At 38.3% G+C, this 17,176-nt stretch carries 19 protein-coding genes; 17 read left to right on the forward strand and 2 right to left on the reverse strand.

Annotated elements, in window-relative coordinates:
- Positions 1-100: 100 nt before the first annotated feature.
- The 14 genes from NiCM35_RS10590 to fni all read left to right on the forward strand — a co-directional run bounded on the left by NiCM35_RS10590 (position 101) and on the right by fni (position 12,895).
- Positions 101-1,537: a 6-phospho-beta-glucosidase gene (locus tag NiCM35_RS10590; protein WP_433779442.1), complete on the forward strand. Its 1,437-nt coding sequence runs from the start codon at positions 101-103 to the stop codon at positions 1,535-1,537.
- Between the two features lie 186 nt (positions 1,538-1,723).
- Positions 1,724-3,643 carry a BglG family transcription antiterminator gene (locus NiCM35_RS10595; RefSeq protein WP_433779443.1) on the forward strand — a complete coding sequence of 640 codons (1,920 nt, stop codon included), beginning with the start codon at positions 1,724-1,726 and terminating at the stop codon, positions 3,641-3,643.
- 169 nt (positions 3,644-3,812) lie between these two features.
- Positions 3,813-4,007, forward strand: a complete 195-nt coding sequence (locus NiCM35_RS10600; protein ID WP_418789598.1) for a YxiG family protein — start codon at positions 3,813-3,815, stop codon at positions 4,005-4,007.
- Positions 4,008-4,219: 212 nt separating this feature from the next.
- Entirely contained in the window at positions 4,220-4,549 is a 330-nt protein-coding gene (locus NiCM35_RS10605; protein WP_095333508.1) for a PadR family transcriptional regulator, read from the forward strand.
- Position 4,550: 1 nt separating this feature from the next.
- On the forward strand, positions 4,551-4,892 hold the full coding sequence (locus tag NiCM35_RS10610; protein ID WP_095333510.1) for a DUF1048 domain-containing protein: 342 nt from the start codon (positions 4,551-4,553) through the stop codon (positions 4,890-4,892).
- Positions 4,893-5,170: 278 nt separating this feature from the next.
- Positions 5,171-5,932 (forward strand): ABC transporter ATP-binding protein, encoded by a 762-nt coding sequence (locus NiCM35_RS10615; protein WP_123259922.1) that lies wholly within the window; start codon positions 5,171-5,173, stop codon positions 5,930-5,932.
- Entirely contained in the window at positions 5,933-6,682 is a 750-nt protein-coding gene (locus tag NiCM35_RS10620) for an ABC transporter permease (protein ID WP_123259921.1), read from the forward strand.
- A 28-nt stretch (positions 6,683-6,710) separates the two neighbouring features.
- On the forward strand, positions 6,711-7,001 hold the full coding sequence (locus NiCM35_RS10625; protein ID WP_433779447.1) for a hypothetical protein: 291 nt from the start codon (positions 6,711-6,713) through the stop codon (positions 6,999-7,001).
- Positions 7,002-7,020: 19 nt separating this feature from the next.
- On the forward strand, positions 7,021-7,266 hold the full coding sequence (locus NiCM35_RS10630) for a hypothetical protein (protein ID WP_095333519.1): 246 nt from the start codon (positions 7,021-7,023) through the stop codon (positions 7,264-7,266).
- On the forward strand, positions 7,266-8,615 hold the full coding sequence (locus NiCM35_RS10635) for a tripartite tricarboxylate transporter permease (protein WP_095333521.1): 1,350 nt from the start codon (positions 7,266-7,268) through the stop codon (positions 8,613-8,615). Before NiCM35_RS10630 ends, NiCM35_RS10635 begins: the two co-directional genes overlap by 1 nt.
- 42 nt (positions 8,616-8,657) lie before the next feature.
- Positions 8,658-9,608 carry a mevalonate kinase gene (mvk, locus tag NiCM35_RS10640; RefSeq protein WP_095333523.1) on the forward strand — a complete coding sequence of 317 codons (951 nt, stop codon included), beginning with the start codon at positions 8,658-8,660 and terminating at the stop codon, positions 9,606-9,608.
- Between the two features lie 22 nt (positions 9,609-9,630).
- Entirely contained in the window at positions 9,631-10,620 is a 990-nt protein-coding gene (mvaD, locus tag NiCM35_RS10645; RefSeq protein ID WP_095333525.1) for a diphosphomevalonate decarboxylase, read from the forward strand.
- A gap of 163 nt (positions 10,621-10,783) precedes the next feature.
- Positions 10,784-11,872: a phosphomevalonate kinase gene (locus NiCM35_RS10650; protein ID WP_341182087.1), complete on the forward strand. Its 1,089-nt coding sequence runs from the start codon at positions 10,784-10,786 to the stop codon at positions 11,870-11,872.
- Positions 11,873-11,875: 3 nt separating this feature from the next.
- Complete coding sequence (fni, locus tag NiCM35_RS10655) at positions 11,876-12,895, forward strand: type 2 isopentenyl-diphosphate Delta-isomerase (RefSeq protein WP_341160581.1); 1,020 nt, start codon at positions 11,876-11,878, stop codon at positions 12,893-12,895.
- 141 nt (positions 12,896-13,036) lie between these two features.
- On the opposite strand, the gene NiCM35_RS10660 is transcribed toward fni, so the two are convergent.
- On the reverse strand, positions 13,037-13,189 hold the full coding sequence (locus NiCM35_RS10660; RefSeq protein WP_164463770.1) for a hypothetical protein: 153 nt from the start codon (positions 13,187-13,189) through the stop codon (positions 13,037-13,039).
- A gap of 225 nt (positions 13,190-13,414) precedes the next feature.
- Here NiCM35_RS10660 and NiCM35_RS10665 point away from each other — a divergent pair, with 225 nt between their 5' ends.
- Entirely contained in the window at positions 13,415-13,882 is a 468-nt protein-coding gene (locus tag NiCM35_RS10665; protein ID WP_095333535.1) for a MarR family transcriptional regulator, read from the forward strand.
- Between the two features lie 151 nt (positions 13,883-14,033).
- Here the strand turns inward: NiCM35_RS10665 and NiCM35_RS10670 are convergent, their stop codons facing one another.
- Complete coding sequence (locus tag NiCM35_RS10670) at positions 14,034-14,408, reverse strand: DoxX family protein (protein WP_095333538.1); 375 nt, start codon at positions 14,406-14,408, stop codon at positions 14,034-14,036.
- Between the two features lie 312 nt (positions 14,409-14,720).
- On the opposite strand from NiCM35_RS10670, the gene NiCM35_RS10675 reads away from it, so the two are divergent.
- Both NiCM35_RS10675 and NiCM35_RS10680 read left to right on the forward strand, forming a co-directional pair.
- On the forward strand, positions 14,721-15,413 hold the full coding sequence (locus tag NiCM35_RS10675) for a TetR/AcrR family transcriptional regulator (RefSeq protein WP_163185257.1): 693 nt from the start codon (positions 14,721-14,723) through the stop codon (positions 15,411-15,413).
- A 241-nt stretch (positions 15,414-15,654) separates the two neighbouring features.
- Complete coding sequence (locus tag NiCM35_RS10680) at positions 15,655-17,067, forward strand: MDR family MFS transporter (protein ID WP_095333543.1); 1,413 nt, start codon at positions 15,655-15,657, stop codon at positions 17,065-17,067.
- Positions 17,068-17,176 lie beyond the last annotated feature (109 nt).

Consider the following 17,176-nt stretch of genomic DNA (forward strand, 5'->3'; position numbering starts at 1 on the left):
CAGGAAGAAGGCGGTTCTCCACGAAACGATAGACCGCTTTCTTTTTTTATTAACAAATTTATAACTTACAAGAAATAACATTCAATGGAGGAAGCTTATCATGACAAAAACAGCATTGTCAGAGAATTTCTTATGGGGTGGAGCAGTTGCGGCTCATCAGCTTGAAGGTGGCTGGAATAAAGGCGGAAAAGGTGTAAGTGTTGCGGATGTAATGACAGCAGCAAGACATGGTGTCGCTCGTCAGATTACAGATGGTGTGCTAGAAGGATACAATTATCCAAACCATGAAGCAATTGACTTTTATTCGCGCTACAAGGAAGATATTAAACTATTTGCAGAAATGGGATTTAAATGTTTCCGTACATCTATTGCTTGGACAAGAATTTTTCCAAATGGAGACGAGGCAGAACCAAATGAAGAAGGACTGCAATTCTATGATGATTTATTTGATGAGTTGTTAAAACATAATATTGAACCAGTTATTACACTTTCACACTTTGAATTACCTTATCATCTTGTAAAAAAATATGGTGGATTTAGAAATAGAAAGTGTATCGATTTCTTCGTTAAATATGCGGAAACGGTATTAAAACGCTACAAGGATAAAGTAAAGTATTGGATGACATTTAATGAAATCAATAACCAAGCAGATACAAGCATGGATTTCGCGAGCTTCACTAATTCAGGAATTAAATATGAGGAAGGGGAAAATCGGAAGCAAACGATGTATCAAGCCTCTCTTTATGAACTAATTGCTAGTGCAAAGGTAGTGAAGATTGGCCGGGAAATTAATCCTGATTTTAAAATTGGCTGTATGCTTGCCATTGTACCTGTTTATCCATATTCTTGTCATCCCGATGATGTTATGTATGCCGCAGAAGCAATGCATAATCGCTGGTTCTTTGGCGATGTACATGTTAGAGGAGAGATTCCTAATTATACGAAGAAATATTGGGAACGCAATGGATTTGAAATAGATATCACGAAAGAGGATGAAAAGATTCTCAAAGAAGGTACCGTAGATTATATTGGTTTTAGTTATTATATGTCTAAAGTAGTGAGTAGCCGTGAAGTAGAAGGCAGTGAATCTGATGGCGAATTTGGCCACGTTATTCGCAATCCTTATGTAGAAGCGAGCGATTGGGGCTGGCAAATAGATCCCGTAGGTCTTCGTTATTCATTAAATGCTCTATATGAAAGATATAATATTCCCTTATTTATTGTGGAAAATGGTCTAGGAGCAAGGGATACGGTGGAAGAAGATGGATCAATTAATGATGAGTATCGAATTCAATATTTCCGTGATCATATTGCCGAAATGAAAAAGGCAGTCGAATTAGATGGTGTTGACTTAATCGGCTATACACCATGGGGCTGTATTGATTTAGTTAGCGCGGGAACAGGTGAAATGGAAAAACGTTACGGCTTTATTTATGTAGATAAAGATAATGAAGGAAAAGGTTCCTTAGCGAGAAGCAAGAAGAAATCATTTGATTGGTACAAACACGTTATTGAAACAAATGGGGAAGAACTTTGATCTTTTTCTAAGGCATGCCTTCTGTTGTACCTATTAATCTAGCTGGTAGGTCAGGATTTGCTTTCATAGTCTAAATGGAGTTTGCTTTAAACTCCATTTTTTCCTATGTGCTGGACTTAAATGTATAATTTAGTAAGTTGAGTAAAAATGGTCCAATGAATGGACGATGAAGGGAGCTGATTAAAATTGGCTTTACTATCAAGCCGGCAGAAAGATATCCTAGTTCTTTTATCAGAATCAAAGGAGTCTGTTACTTCAGACTGGATGGCTAAAGAATTGGGTGTCAGTGATCGGACTATTCGTAAAGAAATAAAATTGATGCAGGACACGACAGAGTCATGTGGGACCATAATCGATTCCATTAGAGGAAAAGGCTATATACTGAATATCGTTAATCCTGCCTTATTTTCCAATACTATTCATGAACATTTTAACGATAAAAAAAAGCCAGTGGATGATTTTGCCGATAAAAATACGAGAGTCCTCTATATTTTAAAGCGTTTATTTCTAGAAAAGGATTTTATTAAACTAGAAAACTTTACAGATGAGCTGTTTATATCGATGTCTACCTTGAATAATGATTTAAAAATAGTGAAAGAGATTCTAGATAAATATAACTTGAAATTAATAAACAGACCACACTATGGCTCGAAAGTGCAGGGTGATGAATATATGAAACGGTTATGTTTATCCAATTTCTTATTAAGTCGCAATCAAGAGACATTTGTTAAAGAAGACTCTCTGCAGCTTATTGATCAAAATCTTTTAAAAAAGATTAAAGAGGTTATCATACAAAAGGTAGTTAAATATAAAATTGATATATCTGATATTTCTTTGGAAAACCTAGCCACACATATAGCGATTGCATGCAGGAGAATTCAGGAAGGCTTTGTAATAGAAGAGTTAACAGATGTTCTAGTGGAAGAGTATCCATTTGAAAAGATAGTAGCAGACGAGATTACTAGTAAAGTAGAAGAGTTTACGGGTCTAACGTTTCCTAACACAGAAATAAATTATATTATTGTTCATTTACTCGGAACAAAGCTCTTGCATAAAAGAGAGCTAGTCGAATTCAGTAAATTTGATGAGGCGGGGACAATCATAAATGAGATGATAGAAAGACTTCGCACTGAATTGAATTGGGACTTTCGCCAAGATCGAGAGTTTATCCAAGCTTTAACCTTGCATATCCGTCCTGCCATGAATCGATTGCGTAATAAAATGAGTATACGTAATCCTTTACTAAACGATATTAAGAAAAAATATCCTGCTGCCTTTGAAGGAGCTATTATAGCTAGCAAATGTATAGAGGAATACTTAGGGATGGAAGTGGTAGAAGATGAAATTGCTTATATCTCTCTTCATATAGGTGTTGCGCTCGAACGATTAGAATTAGAGAAGAAGAAAAGAAAAAAAGCAATCATTGTTTGTGCATCAGGTGTGGGGAGTGCTAAGTTACTGTATTATCGCTTGCAAAATAGATTTGAACAAGAACTGGAAATAATAGATACCATTAATTATTATAATTTATCCTCATATGACCTGACGGATATTGAGTTAATTATTAGCACCATTCCGATAAGGGAAGATTTTGGTATACCAGTCCAAGTGGTGAATACTTTCTTAGAGGACAAGGATATACGATCTATTCATGACCATCTAAAAGCTGCTTCTTATAAGGTAGGGAATTACTTAGATGCATCTAGAATTTATCTTCAATTAGACTTGCCAGATAAAGAAAGCATTATAGAATTTCTAAGTAAGGAGTTATATCAATTAAATCTTGTACCAGCAGACTATATGAATCTTGTTTTAGAAAGAGAGGCAATAGCCCCGACTAGCTATGGGAATCTCGTGTCTGTTCCCCATCCCTTGGTTCCCGTAACGCAAGAGACCTTTTGGACAGTGTGCACATTGAAAAATCCAATCCAATGGAATGAGCAGCAAATGGTTCAATTTGTTTGCCTATTGAATATTAAAGAGGGAACACATAGTGAATTGGATGGCATGTTTAAAAAGTTAATTTCTATTATCGAAAATAAGTCGATTGTGCAAAAAATCATCAAAAGTAAAGATGCAGATGAGTTAATAGAGTTACTAAATTGACGAATAAGATCATACTTTGTATTGGTTAATTAAAATTAATATGACGTTTAAACAAGTCATGTCTTATTATGTTTATCAAGAACCAGAATCATGATACGTATAGACTGAATAACTAACTTTGATGAGTCTCATTTATTATTAACAGAATTAAGCTATTTTCCTCAAGGATTTGGAAAAAATTATGATTGAAAGCCTAAATAGTGCATTAAAAGAAATGGAAACACTTTCATCTACAACAAATTTCTATTTCCAAGTCAATAATAAGGACAACTTCTTTATTGAAGCAAGCTGTTTAAGTATAAATGGGAAAGAGTATAGAAACTTGATTACAGATGATAAAGAATTAAAGAAACTATTATATTGAATTTTTATCCTTCAGAGCTGAGATTTTCAAAATAATCTTAGCCTTTTCTTTTCATATGACATACCATCATAAAGAAATCTCTTTGCGTCTTGACAAACAAATCTAATATGTATTACTATATACCAGTAATAAGTAATACTTGATATCTGTAACACAATGTACTGATGATGCATAGTATTGAAATATAAAATAACTGTAAGTGAGGTGGAAATGTGGAAAATATTACAGAGATGTTGAAAGGAGTGCTTGAGGGGTGTGTGCTTGAGATTATAAGCCGGGGGGAAACTTACGGGTATGAAATCACGCAGCAACTGCGAGAGCTTGGTTTCACGGATGTAGTGGAAGGGACTGTTTATACGATTACCATGCGGCTGGAGAAAAACAATTTAGTTGATATCGAGAAGAAGCCATCCAATATGGGGCCGCCAAGAAAATTTTACAAGCTGAATGCAGCTGGCCAAGAGCAGCTTAAAATGTTTTGGGAAAAATGGGAGTTTGTATCAAGCAAAATTAATGAACTTAAATCAAAGGAGATGTTGTAAAATGAGTATTTTTGAAAAGATAGTTGGCAGTCTGGAAGAAAAACGGGAATGGAAGGCGATGGAGGCACGTGCAAAAGCACTTCCAGGTGAATATAGCAGCGCTTATAAAGCAATTCAAAAATATATATGGAATGCTGGTGGTGGTCCCACTGATTGGGAGGGCAGCAGCCGCATTTTTAACGGTATTCTTGATCTCTTCGAGGCAGGAGCAGCTGAAGGAAAGAAAGTTACTGACCTTACAGGTGCGGATGTAGCAGCTTTTTGTGACGAGCTAGTGAAGGATGAGGAAACTTGGAATGATAAGTATCGGAAAAAATTAAATGATACTATTGGTCGCGGATAACCGCAATTGTCTATTGAGGTTTAAGCTAATGATGTAAATCCTAAATTTTGGTTGGATTGGCTTCATCCGCAGTATCATGAATAAATCAACATGAAACGATTTTAGCAAAAGTAAACAAAAAGGCTATTATGGACTGGATGGTTGTTGCCAAGGTGAATTGTTAACTATTCAGTTATTTTTTTATATCGGTAGTAAGTGTTACAGAATATCAGTCAGGCTAAATAGCTGAATGCTGCCAATATAGTTTTAGGTAAGCACTTCTATAAGGAGGGAAAAGCATGAGTGAAACAGCAATTTCTGTAAAGGGATTAAAGAAATCCTTTAAAGCCAAAGAAGTATTAAAGGGGATAGATTTTGAGGTGAGGCGTGGCGAAATTTTTGCATTGCTAGGTTCAAATGGAGCGGGCAAAACGACGATAGTTAACATTCTCTCCACGTTGATGAAACCTGATGATGGAAAAGGAAGTATAGATGGTTTTGACATCCATCGTCAACCAGATAATGTCCGTCAAAGCATCAGTCTGACAGGGCAGTTTGCAGCATTAGATGGCATGCTTACTGGTCGTGAAAATCTAATCATGGTTGCAAAGCTGCGGGGAGTTTCTAATCCAGTCCAGGCTGCTGACCATTTGCTTGCTAGATTCAGCCTGATTGACACAGCCAACCAGAGAGCAGATCAATTTTCGGGAGGGATGAAGCGTAGACTTGACATTGCCATGAGTTTAATCGGAAAGCCGTCTGTCATTTTTCTTGATGAACCAACGACAGGACTTGATCCTGAGGCGCGGATGGAAGTTTGGGATACAGTCAAGGAGCTTGCGGGCGGTGGCACAACCATCTTGCTAACGACTCAGTATTTGGAGGAAGCGGAACAGCTGGCAGACCGTATTGCCATCTTACACGGCGGAAAAATTATCACTACTGGTACTCTGACTGAACTTCAAGAGATGTTTCCACCAAGAAAAGTGGAGTATATCGAGAAGCAGCCGACATTGGAGGAAATTTTCCTCGCAATAATTGGCAAAAAGGAGAGAATGTAAATGAAAAGTAAAACATGGGTTCTACTAGGACGTTTAATGCGCAATATTATGCGCAGCCCAGACACGATAATTACAGTGGCGATTACGCCGATTATGATGATGCTGCTGTTTGTCTATGTATTTGGTGGTGCGATAGAAACTGGTACGGATAACTACGTCAATTATTTACTGCCAGGCATTCTGCTGATGGCAATCGCATCCGGTGTTGCTTACACTTCGCTGCGGCTGTTTACGGATGTGAAAAGCGGGCTGATGGCACGCTTTGTTACAATGCCTATTAAACGTTCGTCGATATTATGGGCGCATGTGTTGACTTCAATTATTTCCAATATGCTTACTGTGGTGGTCGTTATCCTTGCTGCGCTTTTGATGGGCTTTCGTTCCAATGCGGCTATTATAGATTGGTTTGCGATAGCTGGGATACTAGGACTATTTACACTTGCACTAACATGGCTAGCCGTCATTCCTGGCTTAAGAGCAGGAACTATGGAAGGAGCTACAGCTTATTCATACCCGCTGATTTTTCTGCCGTTTATCAGTTCAGCCTTTGTTCCTACCGAAACCATGCCTAAGCTTATCCGTGTGTTCGCAGAGAATCAGCCTGTGACCTCCATTGTAAATGCCATTCGTGCTCTTTTGTATGAAGGCACCGTTAGAAATGATATCTGGATAGCTCTTGGCTGGTGTGTCGGTATCATGGCTATCGCTTATTTCTTCGCTAATAAAGCATTTAAACGCCAGTTAGGGTAACTACCTTGAGGGAAGGAATAATGGTTGCTTGCGATTAATTATCAAAAAAGTAAATAATCTTAAGAGCGATGAACCTACATTAAATATTAATGTGATTCATCGTTTTTTTGCTTTTGAAAATGTAGTTTCATTTAAATATCGAACAATTGGAGTATCTGAACAAATAATGGTTATCTCATTTACTATTTGTGGTATAACAACCATGAATACATATTTAATTTCCGGAATTCAATTGAGAATCATTTTCAACGGTTGGAATTTAGTGTATAATCTTCGTGGGGAAGCGGAACCTAACAGTATGCTCATTAACGCTCATTAAATACAAGGAGTTTGATTGTATGGAAAATAAACATAATCAAGAGGAAAACGATAATATTGAGGTCTGGGAGGATCTCATCAATATAAAAGATTTAGTGATCGCACTAATAATTTGTAGTATAACGACTATGGGTGCCTATTTTATTGCACCAAATGAGGCACCAAAGCCTTTGTTTTTTGGACTTGGTGGTGCCATTATCGGTTTTATTATTTGTAGTTTTATCATTAAGCCAAAAAGAAACTTTGAAAGAACGGGAGAAAAATAATGGATATCGTATTAATTATTGAGATGATTGCTGCTGCCGTTTTAGCAGCTGTATTGTATACCATAATTGGTGTAGCACCGGGGACAGACGAAACGGCTGTTTTAGCACCGGTAACGCTGGCGATTGTACTTGCAGGGGTAGAGCCTATTGTGGTTTTAACCTTTTTTATGTCTGCAATTGTAGCAAATAAAGTCACCGATTCTATTCCAGTCGCACTTGCTGGAATTCCAGGGGGAGTGATGGCGACCCCGATGGTAGAGCATGCCCTCGTGTTAAAAAAACATGGCATGCCAGATATCAGTATCCGCAAAATGGCATCTGGATCTGTAATCGGGACGCTTGTATCGGTTCCTGTGAGCTTATTGATGGCGCAAGTCTTAATTCCATTCTCTGATGTCATTAAAGAATATGCAAACCCTCTCTTTTTCATTGGTGCCGTTTTACTGGCATTAATGACGAAAAATAAGCTGTTATCACTTCTAGTGATCCTGCCGTTTGCTCTCTTAATAGAAGGGTTACGCCATCTTTATTGGGGAATTGGGGTTGTGCCTGAAGGAACGAATGTCTTCATATCCTTTTTCTTAGGAATTACCATTGGCCCGGTCATTTTGACATTGTTTGAACTATTACATAAAGAAAAACGAGCTAGTATGCCAAGATATCCAAAGAAAACGATTCGTTTTGCGGAAACGAATACCTCTAAAGGTTTTCCAAATCCTTTTAAAATATTGACCAAACAGGAAACGGGAACAAGTATGCTTGCCAGCTTTATTGGCTCTATTACCTTTATTATGAGTCCTGTCGGTATGACTATTTTCCTTGGAGAAGTATTTTCAAGTCGCATCAAGGATCCTGTGAAAAAAGCGTCAGTAGCAATCGCTTCAATGGAAGGATTGACAAATGCTACGTATATTTCTGGAACATTAATTCCTTTGATTGCTCTCGGTATCCCGTTGTCTCCAATGGCAATTGGCCCAGCAAATGCTCTCTTTAACGCACCGCCAGTGTTCACGCCAGAGCATAATTTGCATCATCTCTTATCAAATGCAGATTTTGTGTGGGCAACATTAATCGGGGCAACGATAGCTCTTGTAATTACTTATTTTGTCGCTGTAAAGTATGCTAATCAAATTTGTGCCTTTGTGTTTCGCTGGGTTCCCCATGAAGCAATTCTAGGACTATTTTTTGGACTTGTGTTATTATTAGCTTTTATGGACGCTGGTTGGATAAATATCATCGGTGTACTTGTTATCGGTTTATTTGCTGGTATGCTGCACCGCTGGGGCGTCAATTATGGCGTTCAGTTTATGATCCTTTATTCAGCACCGTGGATCATTAGTTGGTTTTAAAAATCCTAACAGATATATATTTATATGAAAGTGGGGATATCGATGCTTGAAACTCCACAAAAAATTGCGGTAGGCCGAGCACATAGTAAGTTAATTTTAATTGGGGAGCACTCGGTTGTTTATGGACAGCCGGCCATTGCTTTTCCGTTTAAACAAATAGAAGTAAAAGTAACCGTTAAGAATATCGGAGGAAGTTCGATACAAATCGAAAGTCCTTTTTATCAAGGACCAATAGAGCAAATTCCTGAAAAGATGGAGGGAATTGGTGATTGTATTATCCAGACATTAAAGGTTTTGGAGCAGCAGTCTTCCGGTTTAGAAATTAAGATTTCCTCCACGATTCCGATTGGACGAGGACTAGGTTCAAGTGCGGCAATTGCGATCGCGCTTGTTCGCGGTCTTTTTGCCTTTTTCAATCAAAAGCTAAGCAACAGTCAATTAATGATCTTGGTGGAGCGGGCGGAAAAATTTGCGCATGGAACACCAAGTGGGATCGATATGATGACAGCTGCTAGCGCCACTCCGATTTGGTTTCAAAAGCAGCAAGAGGTTGAACATGTGCAAATTGGCGCGCCATTTCATCTGGTTATAGCAGATAGTGGCAGGGTTGGCGATACTTTTGCAGCGGTTAAATCAATCCGAGATAAGTATGAAATTAAGCCTGAGCAAATAGAGGAATCTATCACACTACTTGGCATATTAACACAAGAGACGCGAGTAGCACTTGCTGCAGGTGATTTTCAACTGGTTGGCGACAAATTAAATCAAGCACACCAGCATTTAGGTTTGTTAGGTGTCAGTGATTCTGGATTAGATGATTTAGTAGACACTGCTCGATCTGCTGGAGCAGTTGGTGCAAAATTAACAGGCGGTGGCCGCGGTGGCTGTATTTTAGCATTAGTGGAAAATGAGCAGCTTGGAAAAAAAGTTGCCGATGCTTTGCTGGAAGCTGGTGCTGCCCAAACATGGCAATACACAATAGCTGAATGCTAGTAACAATGGAGGAGTGTGATTAATGGAAGCGATCGCTCGAGCTCATACGAATATTGCGTTAATCAAATATTGGGGAAAACGGAATACCCAATTGTTTTTACCGACAAATAGTAGTTTGTCGATAACATTAGATCATTTTTACACAGAAACCAAGGTGCAGTTTTCTGACCGGTTTGAGAAGGACAGCTTGATATTAGATGGAAGCCAAGTCTCTGATCGAGAAATTGGGAAAATAACAGCCTTTCTTGATCATGTCCGGAACATTGCTGGCACAAAAGCTTTTGCAAAGGTGACATCGGTGAACCATGTGCCGACAGCTGCTGGTTTTGCTTCCTCTGCTTCGGGATATGCAGCATTAGCTGCGGCAGCAAGTAAAGCATTACAGCTAGGTTTAACAGGGACAGAACTTTCCGCTTTAGCCCGTCAAGGATCTGGCTCTGCTTCCCGCTCTATTTTTGGAGGATTTGTAGAATGGCAAAAAGGCGAGAAGACAGACGGAACGGATTCGTTTGCAACGCAAATTTTAGACGAAAAAGCATGGGATCTGAGCGTCCTTTCTGTTGTAGTGGAAGCTGGTCCTAAATCGGTATCGAGCCGAGACGGCATGCAGCGGACAGTGGAAACTTCTCCTTTCTATGCGGGCTGGTTAGCGACAGTAGATGAGGATTTACAGCAGATGAAAGAAGCGATAAATGCACGTGATTTTACAAAGCTAGGTGAAATTGCCGAGGCAAATGCGATGAAAATGCATGCTACAACGTTAGGGGCAAAGCCGCCGTTTTTATATTGGCAAAGTGCAACGCTTGATGTTATGCAACAGGTGATGGAATTGCGTCAACAAGGGCTAGAGGCTTATTTCACCATTGATGCCGGACCGAATGTAAAAGTCCTCTGCAAACCAGAGCAAGAACATATAATCAAAGAAAAGCTGGCAGCAGTAGCTTCTGTTCGTGATGTAGTTGTATGTCATCCAGGCCCTGGAATTCAATATTTATCTGAATGGGTGGGATAATGGTAAAATAAATAGGAAGAGGGATCGTTAAAGAAAACTTATCCCTCACGGAGGAAAGTGGCATTTATCGAGTCTTTACGGACAATTTATCCACACCTGTTCTTGGAGCTTACTTCCAGTTAAGCGTGGCATAAATGAGGACTTTTAAAAGGAGTGAGTCCAGATGCATGAAATAAAAGTTCCGGGTAAACTGTTTATTGCTGGGGAATATGCAGTGCTAGAACCAGGCTATCCAGCAATCGTTGTAGCAGTTGACCGGTTTATTACAGCGAAAGTGACATTTAGTGAAAAACAGATGCTGTCCTTGCCGCAAATAGGACTTCCCAATGTTGCTTGCCGATTCGAGCATGGACAAGTCGTTTTGGAAGATACTGATGCAAGATTGGAATTTATCGAAAACACATTAGCTGTAGTTCATCAGTATTTACGAGAAAAGTCTGTTCATACGAAGCCTTTTTCACTTAGTATTACTAGCGAATTAGATGATGTTTCCACTGGTCGGAAATATGGCCTAGGATCTAGTGCAGCAGTAGTTGTTGCGGTCGTATCCTCCATTTTAATGTTGTATCAAGATCAACTAACTGTTACGAAAAAACATATTTATAAGCTCGCTGCAATCGCTCATTATCAGACACAAGGCAGTGGCTCCTGTGCAGATGTAGCAGCATCGACATATGGCGGCTGGCTCCACTATGCAGCATTTAAAGCAAGGTGGTTAAAAGGAAAGCTTGCAGAGAAAGGTTCTATTTCTGAATTGGTGGAAGAGAATTGGCCCTATCTCCAGATAGAACAGCTAGAAGCGCCTGAAGAATTAGTGCTTGCTGTCGGCTGGACAGGCAGTGCTGCAAAAACGGCTTCTTTAATAAAAAAGATTGAACCATTAAAGCAGCAAGATTCCCATATCTATCAAGGATTCCTTCAGAAAAGTCGCGATGCTGTTTCCGCGATGGTGGAAGGCTTTAAACAAAACGATATAACGATGGTGATGGCGAGTTTATCCGCTAACCGTTCTGCTTTATTAGAGCTAAGTCGAGAAACTGGCGGGGCAATTGAAACGACGGAATTAGAAAAGCTAATTCAGATTGCTGATCGTTTTGGAGCTGGAAAATCATCTGGTGCTGGCGGCGGCGATTGTGGAATTGCTTTTACAAGCATGAACAAGCTGGAACGATTACATAAAGAATGGCAGGAGGCTGGTGTCGTACCTTTAGATATCCTCCCTGCAGCCAAATATAATGAGACTGGAGTTTAGAGAATGACTGATTCAATTGACAAAAGAAAAGCCCAGCATATTGAGTTGGTTTTAAATGAAAAAGTCACAGGAGATAATATTACGACTGGCCTTGAAACGTATCGTTTTTTACATAATGCCTTGCCGGAAATTAACTTTGATGACATTACATTAAACACAGAGTTTCTAGGTAAAAAGCTGAAGACTCCTTTTTTAGTCAGTTCAATGACTGGCGGGGCTGCGATGGCGGAGACGATTAACCGAAACCTCGCAATTGCGGCAGAAGAACGTGGGTGGGCCTTTGCATTAGGATCCACAAGAGCACTCATTGAAAATGAAAAATATCGGGAATCCTTTCAAATTCGAAAATATGCACCATCGATTCCAATCATCGCTAATTTAGGAGCCGTTCAGTTTAATTATGGCTTTGGAATCGACCAGTGCAAACAAATTATCGAGATGACAGATGCGGATATGCTTGTGCTCCATTTGAATAGTATCCAAGAAATTGTGCAGCATGAAGGCGATCGCAATTTTAAAGATCTGCTTGGAAAAATCGAGCAAGTTTGTACACAGCTAGAGATTCCTGTTGGCGCAAAAGAAGTAGGCTTTGGAATCGATGGCACCACTGCGAAAAAACTGACTGATGTTGGCATCTCCTTTATTGATGTCGCAGGTGCAGGCGGTACATCATGGAGCCAAGTAGAAAAACTACGCTCCAAAGAGAAAATCAAGAAAATAGCAGCCGAAGCCTTCAGCAGCTGGGGAATCCCAACGGCTGAATGTATTGTTTCCGTTAAGGAAGCAATTAATCAACCAATTATCGCCAGCGGGGGAATCAAAAATGGAATGGATGCCGCTAAAGCAATCGCACTAGGATCAGACATGGTTGGTTTTGCTCGTTCCATTTTAAAAGAAGCTACTGAATCACCAGAAGATCTAATCGAACTGTTTGAGACACGAGAACTAGAATTACAGATGACAATGTTCGGAATTGGTGCAGCAACTGTTGAGGAATTGAAGGGAACAGATCGGATTAAGTAGGGACAAGGGGACAGGCCCCTTTGTCCCTTCAGGATTGAAATTTTGGTAGTAAGGGTATATTATAATATATAAGAATCAAACTAAAAAAACCAAGGAGCTAGAACTCCTTGGACAACTACTTTCGAGTGGTATGCTAAATTGTTATTTAGAAGACCCACCCTTATGCTTCCGACGGCGCGGGGTGGGTTTTCGTTTGTTCTTCTTTTTGCTTGCAAAGCGATTTGCATAGCCCGCAGCAAGAGTAGTAAAAAAGATTTTTGCTACATCTTTGAGTAAGTCCAAAACGAAATCCATTTGTATGTCACCTCCTTTCCTTCTTAGATAGGAAAAGAGTGCATACCACCCGCACCTATGTAGTTGTACCATTATTATATCATATTGTTTTTCCATTTTGAGACAATTTAGGTAGGGAAGTAGGGACAAGGGGCCTGTCTCCCTTGTCCCTTGATGGTATTGTTGAAAGAGAAACAAAATAACAGTATAATATCATTGATGTACCAACAAGTGGGAGGGCAAACCGTGACCAAGGAAGAAGAACTCATAATGAATGTCAGGGACTTATTTAATAAAATGGTTTGGCTTAATAAAAGTAAAATGATGAAAAGTCTTGAGGGACACTCACCTTCTGAAGTGCATTGTATTGAATCCATTGAAAAATCTACAAATCCCAATGTGACAAATCTTGCGGAGTCCCTTTATATGACTAGAGGTGCTATCAGTAAATTAACGAAAAAACTTATTAAAAAAGGTCTTATCGAAAGTTATCAGAAACCGGAGAATAAAAAGGAAATCTACTTTAAGCTCACAGAACAAGGGGAAAAGATATTTAAAATACATGAAGAGCTGCATAATGAGTTTTATGAACGAGATAAAGTTATTTTTGAACAAATAACGGAGGAACAATTTGACAATATGCTTAGCCTTGTGGAAAAATACAGTAAGCATTTGAATACGGAAATAAAGAAACAAAATCTAACAATTAATTAGTTCAGATAAAAAGAATGATATCAAAGGCAGACCGACTCTAGTGAGAAAGGTCTGCCTTTTTTCATCGCTAAATAATTCCGATACAAAAATAGCAGTAGTCTAATAGACCACCACTATTTACCTCTGGTTTCTTGTGAGAATGAACTCTTTATTAGTTAAATTCAGGGAAATTTGCAAGATTCGAGGCATTGCTTAAAAATAAGATAAGGGCAAAAATAGCTATCACTATAATCATTGTCATGTTTTTAAATGGTTCTTTAACACGTATCATTGCAAAAGTGCCGACTATAGCAAAAATGACAGTCAGAAGTGAACCTGCTGCGATCCAGCTTGCATTCCAATAACCGATAATTAAAGCTGCTGCCGTTACTAATTCATAGCCACCTGTGAACACACGGAACCATTGTGGCATTCTCAATGTTTTAAATTCTTCGATAGCTGTCTTATCGCCTGTCAATTTTCTAGAACTTGCCATTAAAAACATAAATATTAAAAATGATTGCATAACAATCGTGACAATATGCATATTTAATATCTCCTTTTGATTATTAATAGATGTAAGAACGGTGTGATTTACGTATGGTTATAGCCATATCATTTAAGGTGGAATCTGTAGGTACGATACTTGCTTCAATTTGTAGCCAGTCCTTATATAAATAATAGGAATTAACGGGCAACAAAGGAAAGGATCAATTTGAAGAGACTAAACCAGAATTAAATCTAACACCGTTAGATAATATAACATTGATTTTATATGGTGTAAACATTTATTTAACAGTGTTAGACAATTACATTATATTTTTGTATGATTGATTTATTAGAAATGGAGTTGCTATTAATGAAAGGGAAAAAAACAAAAATCACAAAAGAAAATATTATCGCTGCTTCTTGGAGATTGTTGGATAAAGTAGGTATCGAGGAATTTAGTATGAGAAAGTTAGCGGTTGAATTAAATATTCAAGCCCCATCTATTTACTGGTATTTTAAAAACAAACAGAGTATTTTTCAATCACTTGCCAATGAAATTGCGAAGGAGTCTATACTTTCCACAAAATTGGACGGAGATTGGAAGGGAAAATTGACTCAGTTTGCTGTCGGGATCAAAGATACATTGAGTAAGTATCCTTGCTCAGCTCAATTAATAATGAGAACCATTCCAACTGAGCCTGATTACATGATATTAATTAATGAATTACTTCAAGTGGTCGATGACTTGCCAATGGAAGACAAAGATAAATTTTCTTCTATTATGTGTCTATTAAATTACGTCATCTTTTTTGAATTAGACAAGTATGAACAAAAGAAAACACAACTATTAATATTGGAAGAATTCGGTCCAAATGATGTTCAAACATTGTTTAAACGACCCTTTGAGCAATTTCCTGATGATGGTGTAAAAGTATTAAAGAGGCTATATAATAATGATTTGTTCGAAGAAATAGGCTCTGACCGTATGTTTGAGAATGGACTTTACATTATTATATCTGGAATTGAACAGTTGATTATTAAAAATAGCACCAATGAAGAGTAATAAAGAGAAATTATTATTTAGCCCTGTTAATGTCTAACTTGTCGAAATGTATTGCAGACATTCGATGCGGAATAAAGAAACAAAAGAAAACAACTAATTAGTCAAAAATTGCAATAATAAGTGAACAGACAGCCCAATTATATAAAAAGGGCTGTTTTTTTTTGCATATTGTTGACAAGGAAACAAAAGTGATGTTATATTTTGTTGACAAGGAAACTAAAATATTTGAAAGGATAATAATATGTCAAAAGATAAAGTTAGGCAATCAGGATTACCAAAAGAAATGCTGGCGGCTGCCTGGGCTCTTGCCATAGGAGGAATTGCTCCAATGCTTGATTCCACCATGGTGAATATCGCCGTCGATACACTACTTAAAGATTTCCATACTACATTAAATATTGTTCAATGGTCCATTACAGGTTATGTTTTAGCCCTTGCAATGGCAGTTCCAGTATCTGGATGGTTGATGAACAAATATAACGGAAAGAAAATTCTCATTGGTGCAGTTATCGCCTTTGGTGTCATTTCTGTTCTTGCTGGAATTAGTTGGAGTATTTCAGTTTTTATTTTCTTCCGTTTGCTTCAAGGATTTAGCGCTGGTATTATTACCACGCTTATGTCAACACTTTTGGTTAAAACGGCAGGTCCAGAAAACTTGGGGAGAGTGATGGCAATAGTAAGTACGCCGATGATTTTAGGTCCCATTTTAGGACCCGTCATCGGAGGTTTCATTGTTCATGGTAAATCATGGCATTGGATATTCTTCATCAATGTGTTCATTGTCTTGATTGCGGTACCGCTTATGATGAAATATGTTCCAGACTATAATCCATTCAACAAAGATAGTAAACTCGATATTTTTGGGATAATTGATTTGTCTTTAATGAGTGCAGCACTAATCTACGGTATTACGCAAGCTGCGAACCATGCATCATTCAACAATAGCGAAACAATTGTGTGGATGGGAATCGGTATTGTTTTAGCAATTATTTATGTTGTATATAATCGAATCCAGAAAAATCAATGCGTGCTTCCATTAAATCTGTTTTCACGCAAAAATTTCTTAGTTTCCAGTGTTGGTTTATTTTTAGCCAACATTGCCATCATGGGACCTATGTTAATACTTCCATTGTATTTTCAAAACATCCGGCAGTTTTCGGCATTCGAAGCAGCACTTGCATTAATTCCGCAAGGAGTTGGAATGCTTGTTACAAGACCAATAATCGGAATAATGATTGATAAGATTGGTGCGAAATACGTAGTTATTGTCAGTCTTGCTCTTTCAGTTATCAGTTCTATTCCACTTATCTTTATTACAGACCAAACAAGCATGATTTGGATTTCAGCCATATTATTCATTCGTGGCACCAGCTTTGGGGGAATCATGCTTCCATTGACGAGTGATGCTTATACAGATCTCAACAGTAATCAACTTCCAGAAGCGAGTGTCGGTATTAATATTATTGAAAATCTTGGCTCAAGCTTTGGGACAGCTATTATCGCAACCGTTGTCGCCACTGTAGCACTAGGAGTGCAGCCAACAATTATTAGTGGTTACCATGCTGGATTTTTAGTATCAGCTATTGTCCTTGCATTAATCTTTATTCCAAGTTTGTTTTTAACAGATAAAAGAATGGATACGCTTAAACATTGAGCGTAGGGACAAGGGGTCTGTCCCCTTGTCCCTAAAAAAACCCTTGACACAAAAGTGGTGTAAATGGTAGGTTATAAAACGTAATGGTTACGATTTATTAAAATACATA

This window comes from Niallia sp. M35, from assembly GCF_050971705.1.
Classification (GTDB): domain Bacteria; phylum Bacillota; class Bacilli; order Bacillales; family Cytobacillaceae; genus Niallia; species Niallia circulans_A.